This is a genomic window from Streptacidiphilus melanogenes, assembly GCF_000787835.1.
GTDB lineage: Bacteria > Actinomycetota > Actinomycetes > Streptomycetales > Streptomycetaceae > Streptacidiphilus > Streptacidiphilus melanogenes.
In genome coordinates, this window is sequence record NZ_BBPP01000021.1 from 108,392 (window position 1) to 126,870 (window position 18,479).

The 18,479-nt window shown below is 72.0% G+C and carries 20 protein-coding genes; 10 read left to right on the forward strand and 10 right to left on the reverse strand.

Annotation, left to right across the window (positions count from 1 at the left end; all coding sequences use genetic code 11):
* Positions 1 to 58 precede the first annotated feature (58 nt).
* Positions 59 to 511 carry an Lrp/AsnC family transcriptional regulator gene (locus tag TR49_RS22330; protein ID WP_042384206.1) on the forward strand — a complete coding sequence of 151 codons (453 nt, stop codon included), beginning with the start codon at positions 59 to 61 and terminating at the stop codon, positions 509 to 511.
* 43 nt (positions 512 to 554) lie between these two features.
* Here TR49_RS22330 and TR49_RS22335 read toward each other — a convergent pair whose 3' ends face one another.
* Together TR49_RS22335 and TR49_RS43015 are read right to left on the reverse strand one after the other, a co-directional pair.
* A complete protein-coding gene (locus TR49_RS22335; protein WP_439654120.1) occupies positions 555 to 1,226 on the reverse strand; it encodes a class F sortase in 672 nt (223 codons plus the stop codon).
* Between the two features lie 140 nt (positions 1,227 to 1,366).
* Complete coding sequence (locus tag TR49_RS43015) at positions 1,367 to 1,795, reverse strand: GVDTG sorting domain-containing protein (RefSeq protein WP_042384208.1); 429 nt, start codon at positions 1,793 to 1,795, stop codon at positions 1,367 to 1,369.
* Positions 1,796 to 2,086: 291 nt separating this feature from the next.
* Here TR49_RS43015 and TR49_RS22345 point away from each other — a divergent pair, with 291 nt between their 5' ends.
* The 6 genes from TR49_RS22345 to TR49_RS22370 all read left to right on the forward strand — a co-directional run bounded on the left by TR49_RS22345 (position 2,087) and on the right by TR49_RS22370 (position 8,599).
* Entirely contained in the window at positions 2,087 to 3,226 is a 1,140-nt protein-coding gene (locus TR49_RS22345; protein ID WP_042384210.1) for an ROK family transcriptional regulator, read from the forward strand.
* 173 nt (positions 3,227 to 3,399) lie between these two features.
* Positions 3,400 to 4,659, forward strand: coding sequence for an ABC transporter substrate-binding protein (locus tag TR49_RS22350; protein WP_042384213.1), 1,260 nt, complete (start codon positions 3,400 to 3,402; stop codon positions 4,657 to 4,659).
* A gap of 2 nt (positions 4,660 to 4,661) precedes the next feature.
* Positions 4,662 to 5,675, forward strand: a complete 1,014-nt coding sequence (locus tag TR49_RS22355; RefSeq protein ID WP_084725235.1) for a carbohydrate ABC transporter permease — start codon at positions 4,662 to 4,664, stop codon at positions 5,673 to 5,675.
* A complete protein-coding gene (locus TR49_RS22360; protein WP_042384215.1) occupies positions 5,668 to 6,480 on the forward strand; it encodes a carbohydrate ABC transporter permease in 813 nt (270 codons plus the stop codon). The genes TR49_RS22355 and TR49_RS22360 overlap by 8 nt, the downstream gene beginning before the upstream one ends.
* Before the next feature lie 37 nt (positions 6,481 to 6,517).
* The gene (locus TR49_RS22365; RefSeq protein WP_042384312.1) at positions 6,518 to 7,699 is read left to right on the forward strand and encodes a Gfo/Idh/MocA family protein; all 1,182 of its coding nucleotides are present in this window, start codon (positions 6,518 to 6,520) and stop codon (positions 7,697 to 7,699) included.
* A 93-nt stretch (positions 7,700 to 7,792) separates the two neighbouring features.
* Positions 7,793 to 8,599 (forward strand): PIG-L deacetylase family protein, encoded by an 807-nt coding sequence (locus tag TR49_RS22370; RefSeq protein WP_052434535.1) that lies wholly within the window; start codon positions 7,793 to 7,795, stop codon positions 8,597 to 8,599.
* A 189-nt stretch (positions 8,600 to 8,788) separates the two neighbouring features.
* Here the strand turns inward: TR49_RS22370 and soxR are convergent, their stop codons facing one another.
* From soxR to TR49_RS22385, 3 genes are all read right to left on the reverse strand, one after another.
* Positions 8,789 to 9,262: a redox-sensitive transcriptional activator SoxR gene (gene soxR, locus TR49_RS22375; protein WP_042384217.1), complete on the reverse strand. Its 474-nt coding sequence runs from the start codon at positions 9,260 to 9,262 to the stop codon at positions 8,789 to 8,791.
* A gap of 92 nt (positions 9,263 to 9,354) precedes the next feature.
* Complete coding sequence (locus TR49_RS22380) at positions 9,355 to 9,960, reverse strand: hypothetical protein (protein ID WP_052434536.1); 606 nt, start codon at positions 9,958 to 9,960, stop codon at positions 9,355 to 9,357.
* A gap of 113 nt (positions 9,961 to 10,073) precedes the next feature.
* The gene (locus tag TR49_RS22385; RefSeq protein WP_042384219.1) at positions 10,074 to 11,048 is read right to left on the reverse strand and encodes a magnesium transporter CorA family protein; all 975 of its coding nucleotides are present in this window, start codon (positions 11,046 to 11,048) and stop codon (positions 10,074 to 10,076) included.
* Positions 11,049 to 11,108: 60 nt separating this feature from the next.
* On the opposite strand from TR49_RS22385, the gene TR49_RS22390 reads away from it, so the two are divergent.
* From TR49_RS22390 to TR49_RS22400, 3 genes are all read left to right on the forward strand, one after another.
* Positions 11,109 to 11,756, forward strand: coding sequence for a GNAT family N-acetyltransferase (locus TR49_RS22390; RefSeq protein WP_236653488.1), 648 nt, complete (start codon positions 11,109 to 11,111; stop codon positions 11,754 to 11,756).
* Positions 11,757 to 12,161: 405 nt separating this feature from the next.
* Positions 12,162 to 12,875 carry a thiamine pyrophosphate-binding protein gene (locus TR49_RS22395; RefSeq protein ID WP_174501597.1) on the forward strand — a complete coding sequence of 238 codons (714 nt, stop codon included), beginning with the start codon at positions 12,162 to 12,164 and terminating at the stop codon, positions 12,873 to 12,875.
* A 21-nt stretch (positions 12,876 to 12,896) separates the two neighbouring features.
* A complete protein-coding gene (locus tag TR49_RS22400) occupies positions 12,897 to 13,826 on the forward strand; it encodes a transketolase family protein (protein WP_042384222.1) in 930 nt (309 codons plus the stop codon).
* On the opposite strand, the gene TR49_RS43970 is transcribed toward TR49_RS22400, so the two are convergent.
* The 5 genes from TR49_RS43970 to TR49_RS22425 form a co-directional block, all read right to left on the reverse strand.
* Positions 13,823 to 13,969, reverse strand: coding sequence for a hypothetical protein (locus TR49_RS43970; protein ID WP_160311627.1), 147 nt, complete (start codon positions 13,967 to 13,969; stop codon positions 13,823 to 13,825). The genes TR49_RS22400 and TR49_RS43970 overlap by 4 nt on opposite strands.
* A 250-nt stretch (positions 13,970 to 14,219) precedes the next feature.
* Positions 14,220 to 15,761 (reverse strand): MFS transporter, encoded by a 1,542-nt coding sequence (locus tag TR49_RS22410; RefSeq protein WP_042384227.1) that lies wholly within the window; start codon positions 15,759 to 15,761, stop codon positions 14,220 to 14,222.
* Positions 15,762 to 15,830: 69 nt separating this feature from the next.
* Positions 15,831 to 16,376, reverse strand: a complete 546-nt coding sequence (locus TR49_RS22415) for a TetR/AcrR family transcriptional regulator (RefSeq protein ID WP_042384229.1) — start codon at positions 16,374 to 16,376, stop codon at positions 15,831 to 15,833.
* 34 nt (positions 16,377 to 16,410) lie between these two features.
* Positions 16,411 to 17,274, reverse strand: coding sequence for an MOSC domain-containing protein (locus TR49_RS22420; protein WP_236653489.1), 864 nt, complete (start codon positions 17,272 to 17,274; stop codon positions 16,411 to 16,413).
* On the reverse strand, positions 17,271 to 18,215 hold the full coding sequence (locus tag TR49_RS22425; RefSeq protein WP_236653492.1) for an aldo/keto reductase: 945 nt from the start codon (positions 18,213 to 18,215) through the stop codon (positions 17,271 to 17,273). Before TR49_RS22425 ends, TR49_RS22420 begins: the two co-directional genes overlap by 4 nt.
* Between the last annotated feature and the right edge of the window lie 264 nt (positions 18,216 to 18,479).

The window sequence follows — 18,479 nt, forward strand, 5'->3', positions numbered from 1 at the left end:
ACAGAAGGTGCTGCCAAGATTTCCACGGCATGCCGGGCGCAGTGGAAGAATCTTCCCCATGGACGACGTGGACCGGAAAATCCTTGCCGAGCTCCAGCAGGACGGCCGGCTGACCCTCACCGAGCTGGCCGAACGCGTCCGCCTGAGCGTCTCCCCCTGCCACCGTCGGCTGCGGGCCCTGGAGCGCTCCGGCGCGATCGCCGGCTACCACGCCCGGCTCGACGCGGCCGCCCTCGGGCTGACCTTCGAGGCGCTGGTCTTCGTGACGATGCGTTACGAGGACCGCGAGACCGTCGCCGCGTTCGAGCAGTCGGTCGGCGACATCCCCCAGGTACTCCAGGCGCAGCGCCTGTTCGGCGACCCGGACTACCTGCTGCGCGTCGTCACCCGCGACCTCGCCGCCTACCGGCAGCTCTACGACGAGCGGCTGGCCACCCTGCCCGGCGTGCAGCGCCTGAGCTCCACGCTGGTGATGAAGAGCGTCGTCGAGGCGCGCCCCCTGCCGCTGTAGTCCTCGATCGGCGGATCGCCACGGTCGGCGGCCCGGACCGCGCTCACCGGTGCGTCGACCCGGTGAGGTGGGCGAAGACCACGACGTTGCCGAGGTACTCCTGCCGGCTCCTGTCGAATCCCGCGCCGCAGGTGATCAGGCGCAGTTCCGCGTCGACGGTCTGGCCGTAGACCTGCTGCGTCGGGAAGCTGCTGGCGGCGTAGGCCTGGACGGCGTCGATGGTGAAGACGGCGGTGGTGTGGTCCGCGCGGTCCACGTCGATCGTCCACCCCTTCTTCAGCGCGCCGAGGTTGTAGAAGACGGCGGGGCCCTGAGCGTTGTCGACGTGCCCGGCGATCACGGCCGTCCCGGCGGAGCCCGGGGTGATGCCGGCCTGGTACCAGCCGGCGAGGTTGCGGTCGGCCTCCGGGGGAGCGGCGAGGTGGCCGTCGGCCTGCAGCGAGAGCCCGGTCAGTGGCGCGTTGACGCCGATGACGGGGATCCGCACCCGGGTCGGCGTCGCCGGCGGCAGCGGCGTGACGGTCGGGGAGGGCTTGGCGCTCGCGGCGCCGGACGGGGCGGGGGCGAGGCCCTGGGCGGCCGACGGCTGCGGCGGCGGGGCGTAGCGCTGCCAGCCGTTGACGATCAGCGCGGCGCCGAGCGCGGCGACCGCGAACAGCGCGATCACGAGGGCGCTGCGGCGCCGGCTCGCGGGGTGGGTTTCCACGGTGCTCACGCGGGACTCCGGTGTTCCGGTACGGCTACGGCGGGTGCTGTGCCGCGGCACTCTGTGCGGCGTCGGGTTTCGTCACGGTCCCGGCCCCGGGTGCGCGAGGGGAGCTGTGCGCACGCGGGGCCGTCGGGAAGGCGAGAGGATCAGGCGCGGCCGGAGGCGCGGCGGCGCCTGAGCAGCAGCACGCCGCCGGCGCCGGCCAGCGCGACGAGGGCGGAGCCCCCGGCGAGGTCCGCGGTGTTCGCGCCGGTGCTGGTGGAGCCGACACCGGTGCTCATGGTGCCGCTCGGGGCGACCGGGCAGAGGCGCGCGGCGCGCGCGGCGGCCGCGTCGGCGACCTCCTTCAGGTCCTCCAGGTGGGCCCACTCGGCCTTGCCCGGGTGCCCACCGTGCCTGATCTGCTTCTTGAGGTCCGCCAATGCCTTCTGGAAGGCGTCCTCGGCCCGGTCCGCCCTGACGACCGCCCGGTGGCAGGCGTCGTGGCTCCACGCGGTGGCGGCGTGGGCCGGGGTGGCGAACAGCAGACCGGCCGCGACGACCGCAGACCCGGCAAGGGTGGAGATGGTGCGCATGATCGACCTTTCGTCACGGGGAGGCGGAGGACTCCGCCGACGTCCCTGTCTGAAAGTCATGAGAAATGCCTTAATGTCGCCCTGCACCTCGGGGACCCGGCCTGACGGGTTGTCGTCTTACGGTGTGTCAATGCGCGATCTGGCAGGTCAGAGGCGGTATAAGCGGGTGTCGCGGGAAGCTTTGAGATCCGCTCCGTCGGAGTAACCCGAAGGCACGGTCCGGCGACCGCTTAGGATCAACATCCGACTCCCGTGGCGGGAGCCGTGACGTGCGGACGTGCAGGAGGACGGGTGCCACGCGAGAGCGGTGACGCGAGCTTTCTGCGTCGGCTCAACCAGGTCGCGGTGCTGCGTGCCCTGCACGCGACAGAGAGCGCCACGCTCGCCGAACTCGCCCGCGCGACACGGGTCTCCCGCGCCACCGCCGAGGCGATCATGGAGACGCTGCTCCGCGAGGGCCAGGTCGAGGAGTTCGCCCCCAGCGCCACCGAGGGGCTGCGCGGTCGTCCCGCCCGGCGCTTCGCGTTCCGCGGCGCGGTCGGCCATGTGGCCGGCGTGGGCATCGGCGCTGCGCGGCTGACCGTCATGGTCGCGGACCTGCGCGGGCGGATCGTCGCCCGCGAGCAGGTCAGCGTGCCGACCGACCTCTCGTCCGCCGGTCGCCTGGACGCGATCGGCACGCTCGTCGAGCAGGCCTGCGCGGCGGCGGGGATCGCCGTCGCGGCGCTGACCGCCGTCGGCGTGGGCACCACCGGCGTGATCGACGGTGAGGGCCGGGTGGTCAAGAGCGTCGTGCTGGCCGACTGGACGGGTGTCCCGCTCCAGGCGGAGCTGGCCCGCCGGCTCGCGGTGCCGGTCCTGGTGGAGAACGACATGCGGCTGGCGGTGCTCGCCGAGCACTGGCGCGGCGCGGCCCGCGGCCGCACGGACGTGATGTACCTGCACACCGGCAGCCGCATCGGTCTCGGCCTGCTGCTCGGCGGCGCACCCTACCGTGGCTCCCATGCGGCGGCGGGCGAGCTCGGCGGACACCCCAACAGCAGGTGGCGCACCTTCCAGCACGTCATGGACTACGCGATGGCCGTCGACCCGGGGGAGCTGCGCGCCCCCTCCCAGGCGGCCCTGTTCGCGCTGGACCGCGCCCGGGAGGGGGACGCCGGGGCTGCGCGGGTCGTGGAGTCCTTCGCGCGCTCCCTGGCCGAGGCGCTGGTCACCCTGGTGACCCCGCTCGATCCCGAACTCCTGGTCGTCGGGGGCAGCCTGGCGCAGGCGGGAGAGCAGCTCACCGAGCCGATCCGCGTCTATCTGGGGGAGGTCTGCCTCTATCCGCCGGAGGTGGTGGTCTCCGAGCTGGGCGCGGACGCTGTCTGCCTGGGCGCGGTGCGTCACGCGCTGAACGAGGCCGAGCGGCTGCTCTTCGCCTCAGCCTGAGCTATTTCATCAACAAGTCTCATATGTACTTGGCGGTAGGACACGAGCTGATCACGCATTGGTTACGTTCAGGCCTCGTGTGCGCACCCTTGCTCAATTAACGCTAGTTCTCCGCATAAATGCTCGGCTAAGGTCCCGACACACCCTCCCCCCACCGATCGATGGGACCGTCGATGACCAGAAAGCTGTCGGCCCTGCTCTGCGCCGCCGCGCTCGTCGCCGCCGCCTCGGCCTGCTCGTCCGCCTCCTCCGCCGCCGGGGGCGGCGACGCCACCGGCCCGGTCACGCTGACCTACGGCATCTGGGACCCGAACCAGAAGCCCGCCATGCAGCAGATCGTCAGCGCCTTCGAGAAGCTGCACCCGAACATCACGGTGAACATCGAGCTGACCCCGAACGCCGACTACTGGCAGAAGCTGCAGACCGAGGCCGCCTCCGGCACCGCCCCCGACGTGTTCTGGATGAGCACCACCCGGATCGGCCTCTACGCCGGCCAGGGCCAGCTGCTGCCGCTCACCGGCCGCAGCGGCTTCGACAACAGCCCGTTCCCCGCCTCGCTCAACAGCATCTACACCGTGGGCGGTAAGCAGTACGGGATGCCGAAGGACTACGACACCATCGGCCTCTGGTACAACAAGAAGCTCTTCGACGCCGCCGGGGTCGCGTACCCCACCGCCGCCTGGACCTGGCAGGACGTCATCGACGCGTCCAAGAAGCTGACCGACCCCGCCAAGGGCACCTGGGGCATCGCCTCCCCGGACTGGACCCAGGAGAACCTCTACAACGACATCTACCAGGCCGGCGGCTGGGTCGTCTCACCCGACAAGAAGTCCTCCGGCTTCACCGACGCCAAGACCCTCGCCGGGATCCAGTACGCGCTCGACTTCATCACCAAGTACAAGACCTCGCCGACGGCTCAGCAGATGACGGACACCGACCCGTCCCAGCTCTTCGCCTCCGGCAAGGTCGCCATGTTCACCGACGGCGACTGGGACGCGCTCACCTACAAGAACGCCCCCGGACTCCAGGCCGACGTCGCCCCGCTGCCGGCCGGCCCGCAGGGCCGGGCCACCGTCATCAACGGCCTGGCCAACGTCATCTACGCCCGCACCCCGCACGCCGCCGCGGCCTGGGAGTTCGTCCGGTTCCTCGGCGGGCAGCAGGCCAACGCGATCCAGGCGGCCAGCGGCGCGGTCATCCCCGCGTACCACGGGCTCGGCGACGCCTGGGTCAAGGCCATGCCGCAGTTCCACCTGCAGACCTTCGTCGACCAGCTGGACCACGCGGTGCCCTACCCCGTCTCCGCCAACACCGGCCCCTGGGCCACCGCCGACCAGACCATCCTGGACCAGATCTGGGCGGGCAAGCTCAGCCTGAGCGCCGGCGCCCAGCAGCTGAAGTCCACCACGGACGCCGACCTGGCGAAGGGCTGACCATGGCGGTCACCAGAACACCCCTCACCGGGAACTCCTCGTCCGCCGCAACCGCTGCGGCCTCCGACGCCCTTGGCGGAGCGTCGAAGGCCGGCTCGGGAGAGCGGCCGAGCCTGGCCCGCCGGGTCGTCGCACGCCACGGGCACCCGCGCGAGTGGGTCTGGGGCTACCTCATGGTCGCCCCGCTGGCCCTCGGGCTCGCCGGCTTCTACCTGTGGCCCATCGTCCAGTCCGTGTACTACAGCTTCACCTCCTGGGGCGCCTTCGGTGGCCAGCAGTGGGCGGGCCTCGCCAACTACCGCGCCTTCCTGAGCGATCCGCAGCTGCCCAAGGCGGCCTGGAACACCGTCCTGTACTCGCTGCTGCTGCTCGCCTCGATCCCGGCCTCGATCGTCTTCGCGGCCCTGCTCAACCAGGTGCGCGGCCGCTCCGTCGGCCTGTACCGGACCCTGTACTTCATCCCCGTGGTCAGCATGCCCGCCGCCGTGGCGATGGTCTGGCGCTGGCTCTACAACGGCGACTACGGCCTGATCAACTACCTGCTGTCACTGGTCGGGATCCACGGCCCGCACTGGGTCTCCGACGGGCGCTTCGCCGTCTACGCGATGGCCTTGGTCGGGATCTGGGCCGTCGTCGGCTACAACATGATCATCTTTGCGGCCGGCCTCAAGGGGATCCCCCGCCACTACTACGAGGCCGCCGAACTCGACGGCGCGGGCCGCGTCCGGCAGTTCTTCTCGATCACACTGCCGCTGCTCAGCCCGAGCATCTTCTTCGTCTCCGTGATCACCGTCATCAGCGGCCTGCAGATGTTCGACTACGTGCTGCTGATGCTCGGCCGGTCCAACCCGGCCCTCGCCGACAGCAAGACCATCGCCTACCTGTTCTACGAGTACGTCTTCCTCGACAACGAGCAGGGCATGGGCTGCGCCATCGCGGTCGTGCTGACCGTGGTGCTGCTCCTGCTGACGGCCGTTCAGTTCCGGCTCCAGAAGCGGTGGGTCCACTATGCGTAGTCAACGACTCTGGCCCGTGCACGTGGTGCTCGCCGTCGGCGCCGCCGCGATGGTCGCCCCGTTCCTGTGGCAGCTGCTCACCTCGCTGCAGACGCTCGGCGAGGCGACCCACGTCCCACCGACCTTCCTGCCAGGCTGGCGCTGGTCCAACTACGGGGAGGTGTTCACGAGCATGCCGTTCCTGCGGCAGTTCCTGAACACCGTCGTCATCACCGTGGTCCGCGTCGCCGCGCAGCTGCTGTTCTGCTCGATGGCCGCCTACGCCTTCGCCCGGCTGCGCTTCCCGGGGCGCGACGTGCTGTTCCTGCTGCTGCTCTCGGTGCTGATGGTGCCCAGCCAGGTCTACCTGCTGCCGCAGTACCAGATCCTGATGCACCTCGGCCTGCTGAACACCCTCACCGGCATCGTGCTGCCCGGCCTGTTCAGCGCCTTCGGCACCTTCATGCTGCGGCAGTTCTTCCTCTCCCTCCCGGTGGACGTGGAGGAGGCCGCCCGGCTCGACGGCGCCGGCCCCGTGCGGATCTTCTGGTCCGTGATGCTGCCGCTCGCCAAGCCCGGCCTGATCTCGCTCGGCGTGCTGACCGTGCTGTGGTCCTGGAACGACCTGCTGTGGCCGCTGGTCGTCACCAGCGACGCCGGCCAGATGCCGCTCTCGGTCGGCCTCGCCACGCTCCAGGGCGAGCACGTCACCGACTACCCCGTGCTGATGGCCGGTTCGCTGCTGGCGAGCCTGCCGATGATCGCCATGTTCCTCGTCTCACAGCGCCGGATCACCGAGGGCATCGCCTTCACCGGTTCCAAGTGAGCTGTGACCGAACATCTCTGAAAGGACCTCAGTGACCGTGCAAGACGTGCGCCTCGGCGTCATCGGTCTCGGCCTGCGCCTGTCGCTCGCCCTCGCCGCCCACCGACCCGGCCGGGGCAGCGTGGTGGCGGCCGTGTGCGACAACGACCCCGAGGCGCTGCGGCGCGGCCTCGACCGCCTCGACTGGATCAAGCCCGAGGACGCCGTCGCCGACCACCGGCAGCTGCTCGACCGCGCCGACCTGGACGCGATCCTCGTGGTCACCCCCGACGACACCCACGAGGCCGTCGCCGTCGACTGCCTGCGCGCCGGCAAGGCGGTCTACCTCGAAAAGCCCATGCACATCACCGTCGAGGGCTGCGACGCCATCCTGCGCACCGCGTACGAGACCGGCACCCGCCTCTACGTCGGCCACAACATGCGGCACATGGGCGTGGTGCGCCGGATGCGCGAGATCATCGCCCGTGGCGACATCGGCGAGCCGAAGACCGTCTGGGTGCGCCACTTCGTCTCCTACGGCGGGGACTTCTACTTCAAGGACTGGCACGCCGAACGCAGCCGCACCACCGGCCTGCTGCTGCAGAAGGCCGCCCACGACCTCGACGTGATCCACTGGCTGGCCGGCGGCTACACCGAACGCGTCAACGCCTTCGGCTCGCTGATGCTCCACGGCGACCTCCCGCGCCGGGCCCCCGGCACCCCGCGTCCGGAGAACTGGCTCAAGGAGTACGAGTGGCCGCCCACGGCCCGCACCGGCCTCAACCACCGGGTCGACGTCGAGGACGTCTCGGTGATGAACATGCGGTTGGACAACGGCGTCCTCGCCGCCTACCAGCAGTGCCACTTCAGCCCCGACTACGTCCGCAACTACACCGTCATCGGGACGGAGGGACGCCTGGAGAACTTCGGCGACGAGGCGGGCGCCGAGGTCCGCGTCTGGAACACCGGCCCCTCCCGGTACCGGGCGGACGGCGACATCAGCTACCGCGTCCCGGACGTGGAGGGCACCCACGGGGGCAGCGACACCGCCATCCTCGCCGAGTTCGCCCGCTTCGTCCGCGAGGGCGGCCCGACGGACACCTCCCCGCTCGCCGCCCGCATGAGCGTCGCCGCCGGCTACATGGCGACGATGTCGCTGCGCGACGGCGGGCGCCCGTACGACATCCCGCCGCTGGACCCGGAGGTCACCGCGTACTTCGAGAACGCCCAGCAGCGGTAGCGGGAGAAGCGGCGGCGAGCGGTGGCGGGAGGCCGGGCGCGGTCGTGCACGGCCGGTACCGTGGACCCACGTCGACGAGGGGAGCGAACCGGGATGCCGCAGACGGAGCCCGCGGGGCCGGCCGAGCCGATGCAGGCGCGGCACGCCCTGCTGGCCGTGCACGCCCACCCGGACGACGAGTCGCTGTGGACGGGCGGCCTCCTCGCCCGCAGCACGGACGCGGGCCGCCCCACCGCCGTCGTCACCTGCACGAACGGGGAGCTCGCCGACGGCGGCTCCTTCGCCGCGCCCGGCACCCGCACCAAGGAGTGGACCCGGGCCCTGCGCGTCCTCGGCGTCACCTCCTCGGCGATGCTGCCCTACCGTGACTCAGGCCGGCGCGGCCAGGGCCCGGGCTCCCTCTGCGCGGCTCCGTTCGACGGGGTCGTCGCCGAACTCGTCGAGCAGATCCGGATTCTGCGCCCGACCGCCGTCGTCACCTACGACGCGGCGGGCGTCTCCGGCCACCTCGACCACATCCGCGTCCACCGCGCCACGCTCGCGGCCGTCGAGGCCGCGGCGGTCCCGTTCCTGCTGCCCTCGCAGAGCCCGGCCTGGGCCGTCGAATCGGTCTGGCTCGTCACCGCACCGTCCTCCCTCGTCGGCCGCGCCGCCGCGATCGGCCTGGCCCCGGCGGACGCCCCCTCCACCCCGGACGACCGCATCGCCGTCTCCCTGGACGTCCGCCCGTGGCTGGCCACCAAGTGGGCGGCGCTGCGGTGCCACGCCTCCGAGTTCGAACGCGGCGCAACGGTCTCCGCCTTCACCGACCCCACGCTGCGCGAGCTCGGCCTCGGCACGGAGTTCTTCCTCCACCGCCCGGGCCCCGGCACGGCGGGCCAAGGCGTGCCCACCCTCTGACGACCACTTACTTGGGTGGTTCGAGGAGCTGCGCATTCGGGACTCGCAGCCGGACGAGAGCGGACAGGTCGCCAGGTTCAGCGGGTCTCACCATGATCGACATGAGTCCGAGCCTCGCACCCCTGAGCCCGGCGGCGCCACCGACCATCGCCCTGGGGAGCCGGATATCCCGGCGTCACGGCGGGTGAGTCAGGTCCGCGTCGGGGGCTCCGGCGGGGTGTCGCCGAGGAGCCAACGGGCGCCCGGGCCGTGGGTGGCGGCGGTGTCGTCCGGGTTGTAGAGGGCGCAGGTCTTCAGGGACAGGCAGCCGCAGCCCACGCACCCGCCCAGTTTCCGGCGCAGGAGCTGGAGTTCGGCGATCTGGTCGTCGATGCGCCGCTGCCAGGCACGGGCGACGGGAGCCCACTGGGCGGCGTTCGGGGCCCGGTCGTCGGGCAGCCGCGCGAGCGCCTGCCCCGCCTCGTCCAGCGAGAGCCCCACCCGCTGCGCGGCGCGCACGAAGGCGAGCCGCCGCAGCATCGCACGGTGGTAGCGGCGTTGGCCGCCCGCCGTGCGCTGGGAGGTGATCAGGCCGAGCTCCTCGTAGTAGCGCAGGGCGGACGTGGCCAGACCGCTCCGCGTGGCCAGCTCGCCGATCGTCAACCGGTCGGCGGACGAGGTCATGGGTTACTCCTGGAAAAGGCGTCTACTTCAAGTGCGCTTGAAGTCCCAGCCTAGCGCCGCGTTCCCTGCCCGGGTCGCTCGGCAGCCGGGCCTCAGTAGAAGCCGTGGAACGGGAACGCGGACAGCGCCAGACCGAGCGCAGCCGCGAGGATGCCGGCCCTGGCCCCGCCCCAGCCCTGTCGGGCGGAGGCGGGCAGTGACCGCGCGGGCGCGCTCACGCGCGTCTCCGGCGGCGCGCTGTCGATCCTCGTCGACGTCACCTGCCCGGCGAAGCCGGCCGGCGGGCGGGGGTGCACCCGGACCTCCCAGGGGTGCGCGCCGTCGTGGTCCACCACGATCGTGCGACCGACCCGGAAGTCGTCCAGATCCATCAGGTTCACCACGGCCGTGGTCTCGACACGGCAGCCGGATCGGCCCTCCGGCGCGACGGTGAGGTCGAGGCGCAGCGGAACATCGGGGCCGTCGCCGACGGCGCGGACGGACTCGATCCGCGCCATGACCGTCTCCCACCGGGGCGGTTCCACCGCCGCGGTCACCGTCGCCAGTCGCCTGCGTCGTCCGGCGAAGAGCAGCGCGAACGCGCCGATCCCCGTCCACGGCGCCAGGTTCGCCGAGACGACGGTCAGCACCACGCTCCAGCTCGTGTCCTCGGCCAGGATGCCGGCGACGAGCCCCCCGACCTCGACACCCAGCACCACGCACAGCAGCAGCCCGACCCAGTACAGTGCGTGTTCCTTCCCCCTCGGCCCGCATGGCCGGCGTGCGCAGCCTACTGGGAGCAGGGCCGGGGTGGAGTGCGGGATGCCTCTGGTCAGATCCAGTCGCGCTTCTTGAATCCCAGGTAGAGCAGTACGGAGATCACGATCATGGCCCCGGTGGAGGTAACGAAGCCCCACTCCTTGCTGAACCCCGGGTAGGGGACGTTCTGCCCGTAGAAGCCCGTGATCGCGGTCGGCACGGCGATGATGGCCGCCCAGCTGGTCACCTTCTTCATGATCATGTTCATGCGGTTCCCCTGGACGGTGAGGTTCGTCTCCATGATGGAGCCGACCAGGTCGCGCAGTGACTCGGTCCACTCGGTGGCCCGCAGGACGTGGTCGTAGACGTCCTGGTAGTAGGGGACCATCGGCTCGGCGACGATGTGCAGGTCGCGGCGCAGCAGGGAGTTCACCACCTCCCGCATCGGCAGCACGACCCGGCGCAGGTGCACCAGCGTCTTGCGCAGCTCGAACGACCGGCGCTGCACCTCCTGGACCTGCCGCCGGCCCTCCTCGAACAGCAGGTCCTCCAACTGCTCCAGCCGGTCGTCGAGATCCTGCACCGCGGCGAAGTGGCCGTCCACGACGAAGTCCAGCAGCCCGTAGAGCAGGAACCCCACCCCGTACCGCGCCAGCTCCGGCGTGTCGTCCCACCGCGCGACGACCGCCTCGATGTCGAAGCGGTCGTCGGGCCGGACGGTGATCAGCGCGTTGGCGGTGATGAACACCGAGATCTCGGTGGTGTCCAGACCGTCCCCGTCCGGCTCGGCGTGCACCGCGTAGGTGCTCAGGAAGGAGTGTGTGCGGTAGCGGTCCAGCTTGGGGCGCTGGTGTTCGTGGCGGGCGTCCTCGACCGCCAGCTCGTGCAGCCCGAACTCCTCCGAGATCATGGCGAAGTCGTCCGGGGTGGGCGCGCACAGATCCAGCCACACCACCGCGTCGGGATCGCCCACGTAGTCGGAGATGTCCGCGGAGGGAAAGTCCTCCAGGACCAGATTGCCGTCCCGGTACAGCCGAGTCCTCGCCATACCGCCACCATACGGGCGCGAGCGCGACCCGACGGCGGTGTCACCCCGAGCGTCGGCGTCATGAGCGCGTGCACCGCTTCGTTCGGGCTCTGGCATGATGCCCGGATGATCGTTCCGATACCGGCTGTTGTTCCCCAGGGCCGGATGGGCCGAGCCGAACAGCCCGCGTTCCGCCTGGCCTGCGGCTTGGAGCTGCGCCCATGGTGCGCCGAGGACGCGCAGGTTCTCGCGGACGCGTGCCGGGACCCGGACGTCCAGCGCTGGAACCGCCCGGGGGAGCTGTCGCTCGAGGCCGCGCGCGCCCGGATCGGTCGCTGGGAGAAGCGCTGGCAGGACGAAGCGGCCGCGATCTGGGCGATTGCCGAACCCGGAGCGACGAGCCCGGTGGGCTTGATCGGTCTGAGCGATGTCGATCTCGGCGGCGGCAGTGCCGAGTTTCTCTACTGGCTCCTTCCGGGCGGCCGGGGTCGAGGGGCGATGGCCGACGCGGTCCTCCGCATCAGTCGCTGGGCGCTGGACGACCTCGGGCTGCACCGCCTCCGGATCACCCATTCCGTCGCCAATACGGCCTCCTGCCGGGTGGCGGAGAAGGCCGGCTTCACCCTGGAGGGAACGATGCGCAGCGCCCTGCTCCACCACGACGGTTGGCATGACGAGCACCTCCACGCCCGGGTTCAGGGTGACGACTGGCCAGACCTCGGACGGTAGGGAGCTGCATGGGAACCGGGCTCTCGCCCGGCGCGTCGGGTTTCGTGCGGTGGGGTGGCGGCGCGGGGTGCAGACGCTGGAAGACCTGCTCGACCAGGACGGCGACGCGGAAAGCGCCGCGCGGGCGAAGGGCGGCTGTCTGACCGGCTGCCTGGGTGGATCGGGGTGCTCGCTCGGCTCCGATCGGGGCGCCTGGGAGCGCGGCTCTGGTGCGGACTGGCCCTACTCGTCGGCGCCGGCAACCGACAACGTGACCGTGCTGAGCCGGTCGGGCCGGAACGAGTTCGAATCTCCGTGTGAGGTAGGCCGGTTGAGGTGTTCCGTACGTCGACTGGAGGGCCCGGCCAGCTGAACCGCGAGGGCCCGGCTTGACCTCAAGTGCGCTTGAAGTTGCACGCTCATCCCATGACGCTGACCACGGCGGACGCCGACACCCGCACGCTGTACACCTTCGATGACCTGGCCGGGCTGATGAGCCGGATGACCGGCGCCGACAAACACGGGCCGGCCGCGAGTTCGACCCTGGACGTGCTGTGGGTCCTGTACGACCGGGTGCTGAGGGTCGCCCCCGAGGCCGTCGACGATGCGGCGCGGGACCGCTTCCTGCTGTCCAAGGGGCACGGTCCGATGGCCTACTACGCCGTGCTCGCCGCCAAGGGGTTCATCGCGCCGGAGCTGTTGGAGGGCTTCGGTGGCTACGACTCCCCGCTGGGTCACCACCCGGACCGGACGCTGGTCCCGGGTGTGGAGATCGGCAGTGGCTCGCTCGGTCACGGACTGCCGCTCGGCGTCGGGACCGCGCTGGGGCTGCGGGCGCAGGGGCTGCTGGACCCCGCCGTGTGGGTGCTGGTCGGTGACGCCGAGTTGGACGAGGGCAGCAACCACGAGGCGATCGCCTATGCCGGAGCGGCCGGGCTGGAGCGGCTGCACACCGTCGTGATCGACAACCAGTCCGCCACGCACGGATGGCACGGCGGGGTCGCCTCGCACTTCGCCGCTGCGGGCTGGTCGACGGCGACCGTCGACGGTCGCGACCACGCTGCGCTGTTCGAGGCGTTCACCACGCCGCACCCGGGACGGCCGCACGCGGTCGTCGCCGTCGTCGAGCCCAAGAACTGAACCGACCGGGGGATTCCTGCCATGACCACCACCGCTGCCGCGACCATGCGTGACCGTTTCATCTCCACCGCGAGCGACCTCCTGGAGGAGGACCCGCGCCTCGCCGTCGTGCTCGCCGACATCTCCGCCTCCGGATTCGACGCCGCCGCGGCGGCACATCCCGACCGGGTCGTCAACGTCGGGATCCGCGAGCAGCTGCTGATCGGTGCGACCGGCGGCCTCGCGCTGACCGGGCTGCGCCCGATCGCCCACACCTTCGGCAGCTTCCTCGTCGAGCGTCCCTTCGAGCAGGTGAAGCTGGACCTCGGGCACCAGGGTGTCGGCGCGGTGCTGGTCAGTGCGCTCGGCTCCTACGACTGGCCGGCCGGGGGCCGCACTCACATGTCGCCGGGCGACGTGGCCCTGCTCGACACCCTGCCCGGCTGGACGGTGCACGTCCCCGGCCACCCGGACGAGGCGGAGCTGCTGCTCCGCGACGCCGCCGCCGCCGACGGTCTCGTCTACGTCCGCCTGTCGCTGCAGCGCAACGCGGAGGCCCGGCCCGTCACCCCCGGCCGTTTCCTGACCGTCCGTGAGGGGCGCGGCGGACCGGTGGTGATCGCGGTCGGCCCGGTGCTCGACGACGTGCTGGCGGCGGTCGAAGGCCTGAACGCGACCGTGCTCTACGCCTCGACGGTCCGGCCGTTCGACTTCGCGGCCCTGCGCGGCGCGCTCAGGGACCGGGCGAGCGCGGAGGTGGTCGTCGTCGAGCCCTACCTGGCGGGCACCTCGACCCCGTTCGTCACGGAGGCCCTCACCGACCTCCCGCACCGCGTTCTCGGCCTCGGCGTCTCGCGGCAGGAACTGCGGCACTACGGGACGATGCAGGAGCACATCGCCGCCCACGGCCTGGACGCCCGCTCGCTGCGGGCGCGGATCAGCACCTGGGCGAGCCCTCAGAGCCGGTCCTAGGCGTGGCGCCAGCCGTTGCGGCGGCCGCGCCGTCGTGCCGGGAAGTCGACGACGGTGCCCGGATCCCCGCGCAGCGCCGGCGGCACCAGCGCGCGCGGACGGTTGAAGCGCCGGACGAACGCCGCGTCCAGGGCGAGGGTCATGGGGACCACCGCCCGGAGCCGGCTGCGCCGTCGGCGCTCGGACCAGGTGGCGGGGGTGCCCTGGGCAGCCTCCGGCGCAGCGTTCCGGCTCCGTCGCGCCACCGCGTCCGTCCGGGCGACGAGGGCGGCCCACCACCGGACCCACAGCACCCGGGACGACCACGTGGCTCTCCCCCTGAAAGCACGCCAGCGCGCCAAGTGCGGGCGGCTTTCGGGGCGGAGGCCAGAGGCGTGGCGACAGAGGTGAGCGTCAGCGGCTGGTGCGGCGCATGAGGAACCAGACCAGCGCCGCGGCGGCGACCAGCAGGCCGCCGGAGAGCAGCGCGGCGACGTTCAGCCCGTGGACGAAGGACTCCTGCGCCGCGCGCAGCAGGCTCTCGCCCTCAGCGGTCGGCAGGGCGTGCGCGGACTCGACCGCGCCGCCGAGTGAGTTGCGGGCGGCTTCCGAACTGCCCGCCGGGAGGCCGGAGCGGTAGATCGCCGTGGTCACGGTGCCGACCAGGGCGATGCCGAGGGCCGTGCCCAGCTCGTACGCCGTCTCGGAGACGGCGGAGGCCGCGCCGGCCTTGGCGGCCGGGGACGCGTCCAGCACCATCGTCGTGGAGAGGGCGTAGACGGTGCCCTCGACCATGCCGATCGCCGTGAACGCGACGCCGATCACCAGGTAGGGCGTCGTGGCGTCCAGCCAGCCGAGCACGCCGATGCCGAGACCCATCGCCAGCAGCGCGCCCGCCAGGGCGCGGCGGTGGCCGGCGCGCGACGCGAGCCGCGCGGCGACCAGCGCGCCCAGCGTGGACCCGGCGAACGCCGGCATGTCGGCGAGGCCGGCGACCAGCGGAGAGTAGCCGCGGACCAGCTGGAAGTACTGGGCCAGGAAGAAGACGACGCCGGAGAGCCCGATCAGGGCGATCAGCGCGGCCAGCACCGCCGCCGTGAACCGGCGGTTGGCGAAGAGCCGCACGTCCAGCAGCGGCATCGGCAGCCGCAGCTGGCGGCGCCAGAAGGCGGTCAGACAGAGGACGCCGAGCACGCCGGCGAGCCAGACGTCCGGGCGAGCCAGGCCCTCGACGGCGCCCTCCTTGACGGCGTAGACCGTGCCGATGATGCCGACCAGCGACAGGCCCACGCTCGGCAGGTCCCATGCGCCCGGCTTCGGGTCACGGGACTCGGGCAGCAGGCGTGCGCCGAGTACCAGCAGCACCAGCACCAGCGGCACGTTGATCAGGAAGACGGACCCCCACCAGAAGTGCTCCAGCAGCACACCGCCCAGCAGCGGACCGGCGGCCGCGCCGGCGGTCGCCGCGGCGCCCCAGATGCCGATGGCGCGGGCGCGCTCGCGGTCGTCGGGGAAGAGGGTGCGGATCAACGACAGCGTGGACGGCATGATCGTCGCACCGGCGACGCCCAGCAGGGCGCGGGCGGCGATCAGCCAGCCGGCGCTCGGGGCGTAGGCGGCCAGCAGTGAGGCGACGCCGAAGGCGGCCGCGCCGAGCAGCAGCAGCTTGCGGCGGCCGATGCGGTCGCTGAGCGAGCCCATGCTCACCAGCAGACCGGCGATGACGAAGGAGTAGCTGTCGCCGATCCAGAGCAGCTGCGGTGCGGAGGGGTTCAGGCTCTCGCTGATGAAGGGCAGCGCGAGGACCAGCACGGTGGCGTCGACGGCCACCAGGAGCACGGCCAGGACGAGGACCGCAAGCGCGGTCCAGCGGGTGCGCGGGCTGCCCGCGGGCGCACCCGGGCGGTTATATCGGTAGGCGGAGGTGGTCTGCGGCACGGTCATGTCCGTGGTCATCGGAGGCTCTCGGTCCTGGTGGCAGGGAAGTGTCGTGAGAAGCGGGGATCGAGTGCGGCGTCATCGGGGTCAGTCCCGGCGGACCGCGCCGCCGAGGAACAGCTCGGTCAGCGCGCGGTTGCTCTCGCGGTGGGCGAGGCGTCCGTCCTGGACGGCCCAGCCGACACCGGCGAGCAGGTCGAAGAAGGCCTCGCTGAGCCAGGAGGCGGGCAGCTCGATCCGGAACGCGCCCGACTGCTGGCCGCGCAGGAAGAGCGCGGCGACGCGGGCGTCGACCCGGTCCCAGGCGTCGTTGATGGCGTCGTCGTCGAAGAGACGGCTCTCGCCGGAGATGAAGGCGACGAGCTGCGCGTGCGGAATCACCGCGTCCGCGAGACGTCGCACGGCCGCGACGGGATCGCCCTCCTCGACGGTGGCGGCGTCCAGAGCCGCCCCCATCCGGGCCAGGGCCAGTGTGCCGATCTCGTGGATCAGCGCCTCACGGCCCGGGAAGAGCCGGTGCAGCGTGGCCCGGCTGATGCCGGCCGCCCGCGCGATCTCGTCCATCGCCGCGGTGGGCTGCCGTGAGAGCAGCCCGACGGCGGCGAGGAGGACGGATTCGCGATCGGTGGCCATGGAGCAAGGATATATCAAGTGAGACAGCTATGTCTCATGGGATAGTCGACTGTCTTGTCACCGAGTCGCCCAACCGGACCCGCCCGGGCCGTACGACCTGCGCGTACACGCCCACGCACGGCTCGGCCGGCCGGCCGGGAAGCGCAGGCACCCGATGGTGGACGGAGGGGACACGGAGCGCGTCCGCATCACCAGGGAGCGGACCGTGGGCCAGCGTCGGCACCGCGCACCGCGGGGTCGAGGCGACGACGCGCAGCACCAGCTCCGGGCCGACACGCCACTCCCGCCCGGCCCAGGCGTGCTCGGCGAACGGCTCCTCGGTGGTGTCGAGGACCAGATTGGGCCGGTACCGCTGCAGCTCGACCCGCCCGCGCGGGCTCAGTTCGGCGATCCGGGCCAGCGTCGCCGTGGTCACCAGGTGGAGCGGGGCGAAGTCGAAGAAGGCGCCCGGCGGCGAGGCCGACCCGAAGGCGACGACATCCGCGTCCACCTCGGCCGTCACACCGTCGCGCAGCACCTGATCCGGCCGGGCGCGATCCAGCGTGGCACCCGCCGGCGGCGTGTCGATCAGCGTGACCGCCCGCCCGAGCACCCCGGAGAGCAGGGCGTCGGTGGCCGGATCCCCGGCCTCCCGACAGGACCTGTCGTCATGGCGTCGGATCCGAACCGGCGCGCCCTCGGCCGCGGCCAGCGTCGCACGGAACATCAGCAGGCCGCGCCAGAGCCGCGGCTGCTTGGCGCTGGCCACCTTTCCCGTCGCGACGTCGAGGACCGCCAGCCGCCGGTCGCCGTCCAGCCCGCTCTCGGTGACGGCGGCCTCGTCGAGCGCCTCGCCCAGCATCGACTTCACCGGATAGCGCCACAGCGCGGCGACCGAGCCGAGGCGGTTGGCCGTCACCGGGTGTCCGCCCGGTGCGCAGCGTCCAGGGCGTCGAGCTCCGCGGGCGAGAGGCGCAGCCCGGCGGCCGCGACGTTCGCCTCCAGGTGTGCCGGGTCGCCCGTGCCGGGGATGGCCAGCACGTGCGGGCCCTGGTGCAGCGTCCAGGCGATGCGCAGCTGGGCGGTGCTGACACCGTGGGCGCGGGCGAGCGCCTGGAGCGCCTCCGGCTCCTGGCCGCCCGCTCCCCTCTCGCGTCCGGCGCCCGCGATCGCGTAGAAGGGGACGAACGCGATGCCCTGCTCGCCGCAGACCCGCAGGAGCTCGCCCTGCTCGGCGGTGGCCGTGCCGAGACCGAACGGGTTCTGCACGCAGACCACCGGCGCGATCGCCTGGGCCTCCTCCAGGTGGTGCGGTCGGATGTTGGACAGGCCCAGGTGGCGGATCAGTCCCTGTTTCCGGAGGTCCGCGAGCACACCGAAGCGCTCCGCGACCGGGGCGTCGCCGAGGATGCGCAGGTTCACCACGTCGAGGTGGTCGCGGCCGAGCTGGCGCAGGTTCTCCTCCACCTGGCCGCGCAACTGCTCAGGTCCGGCGTGGGCGATCCAGGCGCCGGAGGGGTCCCGGCCGGGTCCAACCTTGGTGACGACGACGAGGTCGTCACGGTAGGGGGCGAGTGCCCGGTTGATCAGCTCGTTCGCGCTGCGGGTGGCGGAGAAGTAGAACGCCGCCGTGTCGATGTGGTTCACGCCGAGCTCGACGGCGCGGCGCAGGACCCGGATCGCCTGGTCCCGGTCGCGCGGCGGAGCGTCGGGGTGGAAGGCGGCGCCCGTCTGCGGCAGCCGCATCGCCCCCAGGCCGATCCGGTTGACGGTCAGGTCGCCGAGCGTCCAGGTCCCGGCTGCGGCGGCGGGGCTCGTGGCGGTGGTCGTGCTCGTGTTCTCTGTGGTCACCTCGGGAATGATCGCGGCCCGCCAGGGTGACCGCCATTGATTAAGCCAGGATCGGATCGTCGGCCGCGTAGCGCGGCGCGCGGGGGGAGTGATGGCTGAACTTGCTTTCTCCGTGCAGGACTTGCTGTCCATGCGGTTCGCCGTCTCGCCCCTGTGGGAGGTCGGCACGAGCTTCCGTGTGCTGCGCGGCCACGTCGGCTGCCCCGCCCACCGCAGGTGGGCGGGGCAGGTTCGGAGTCGGGTCGCCGCCGCCGGGCTGGAGCGCGGCTGGCT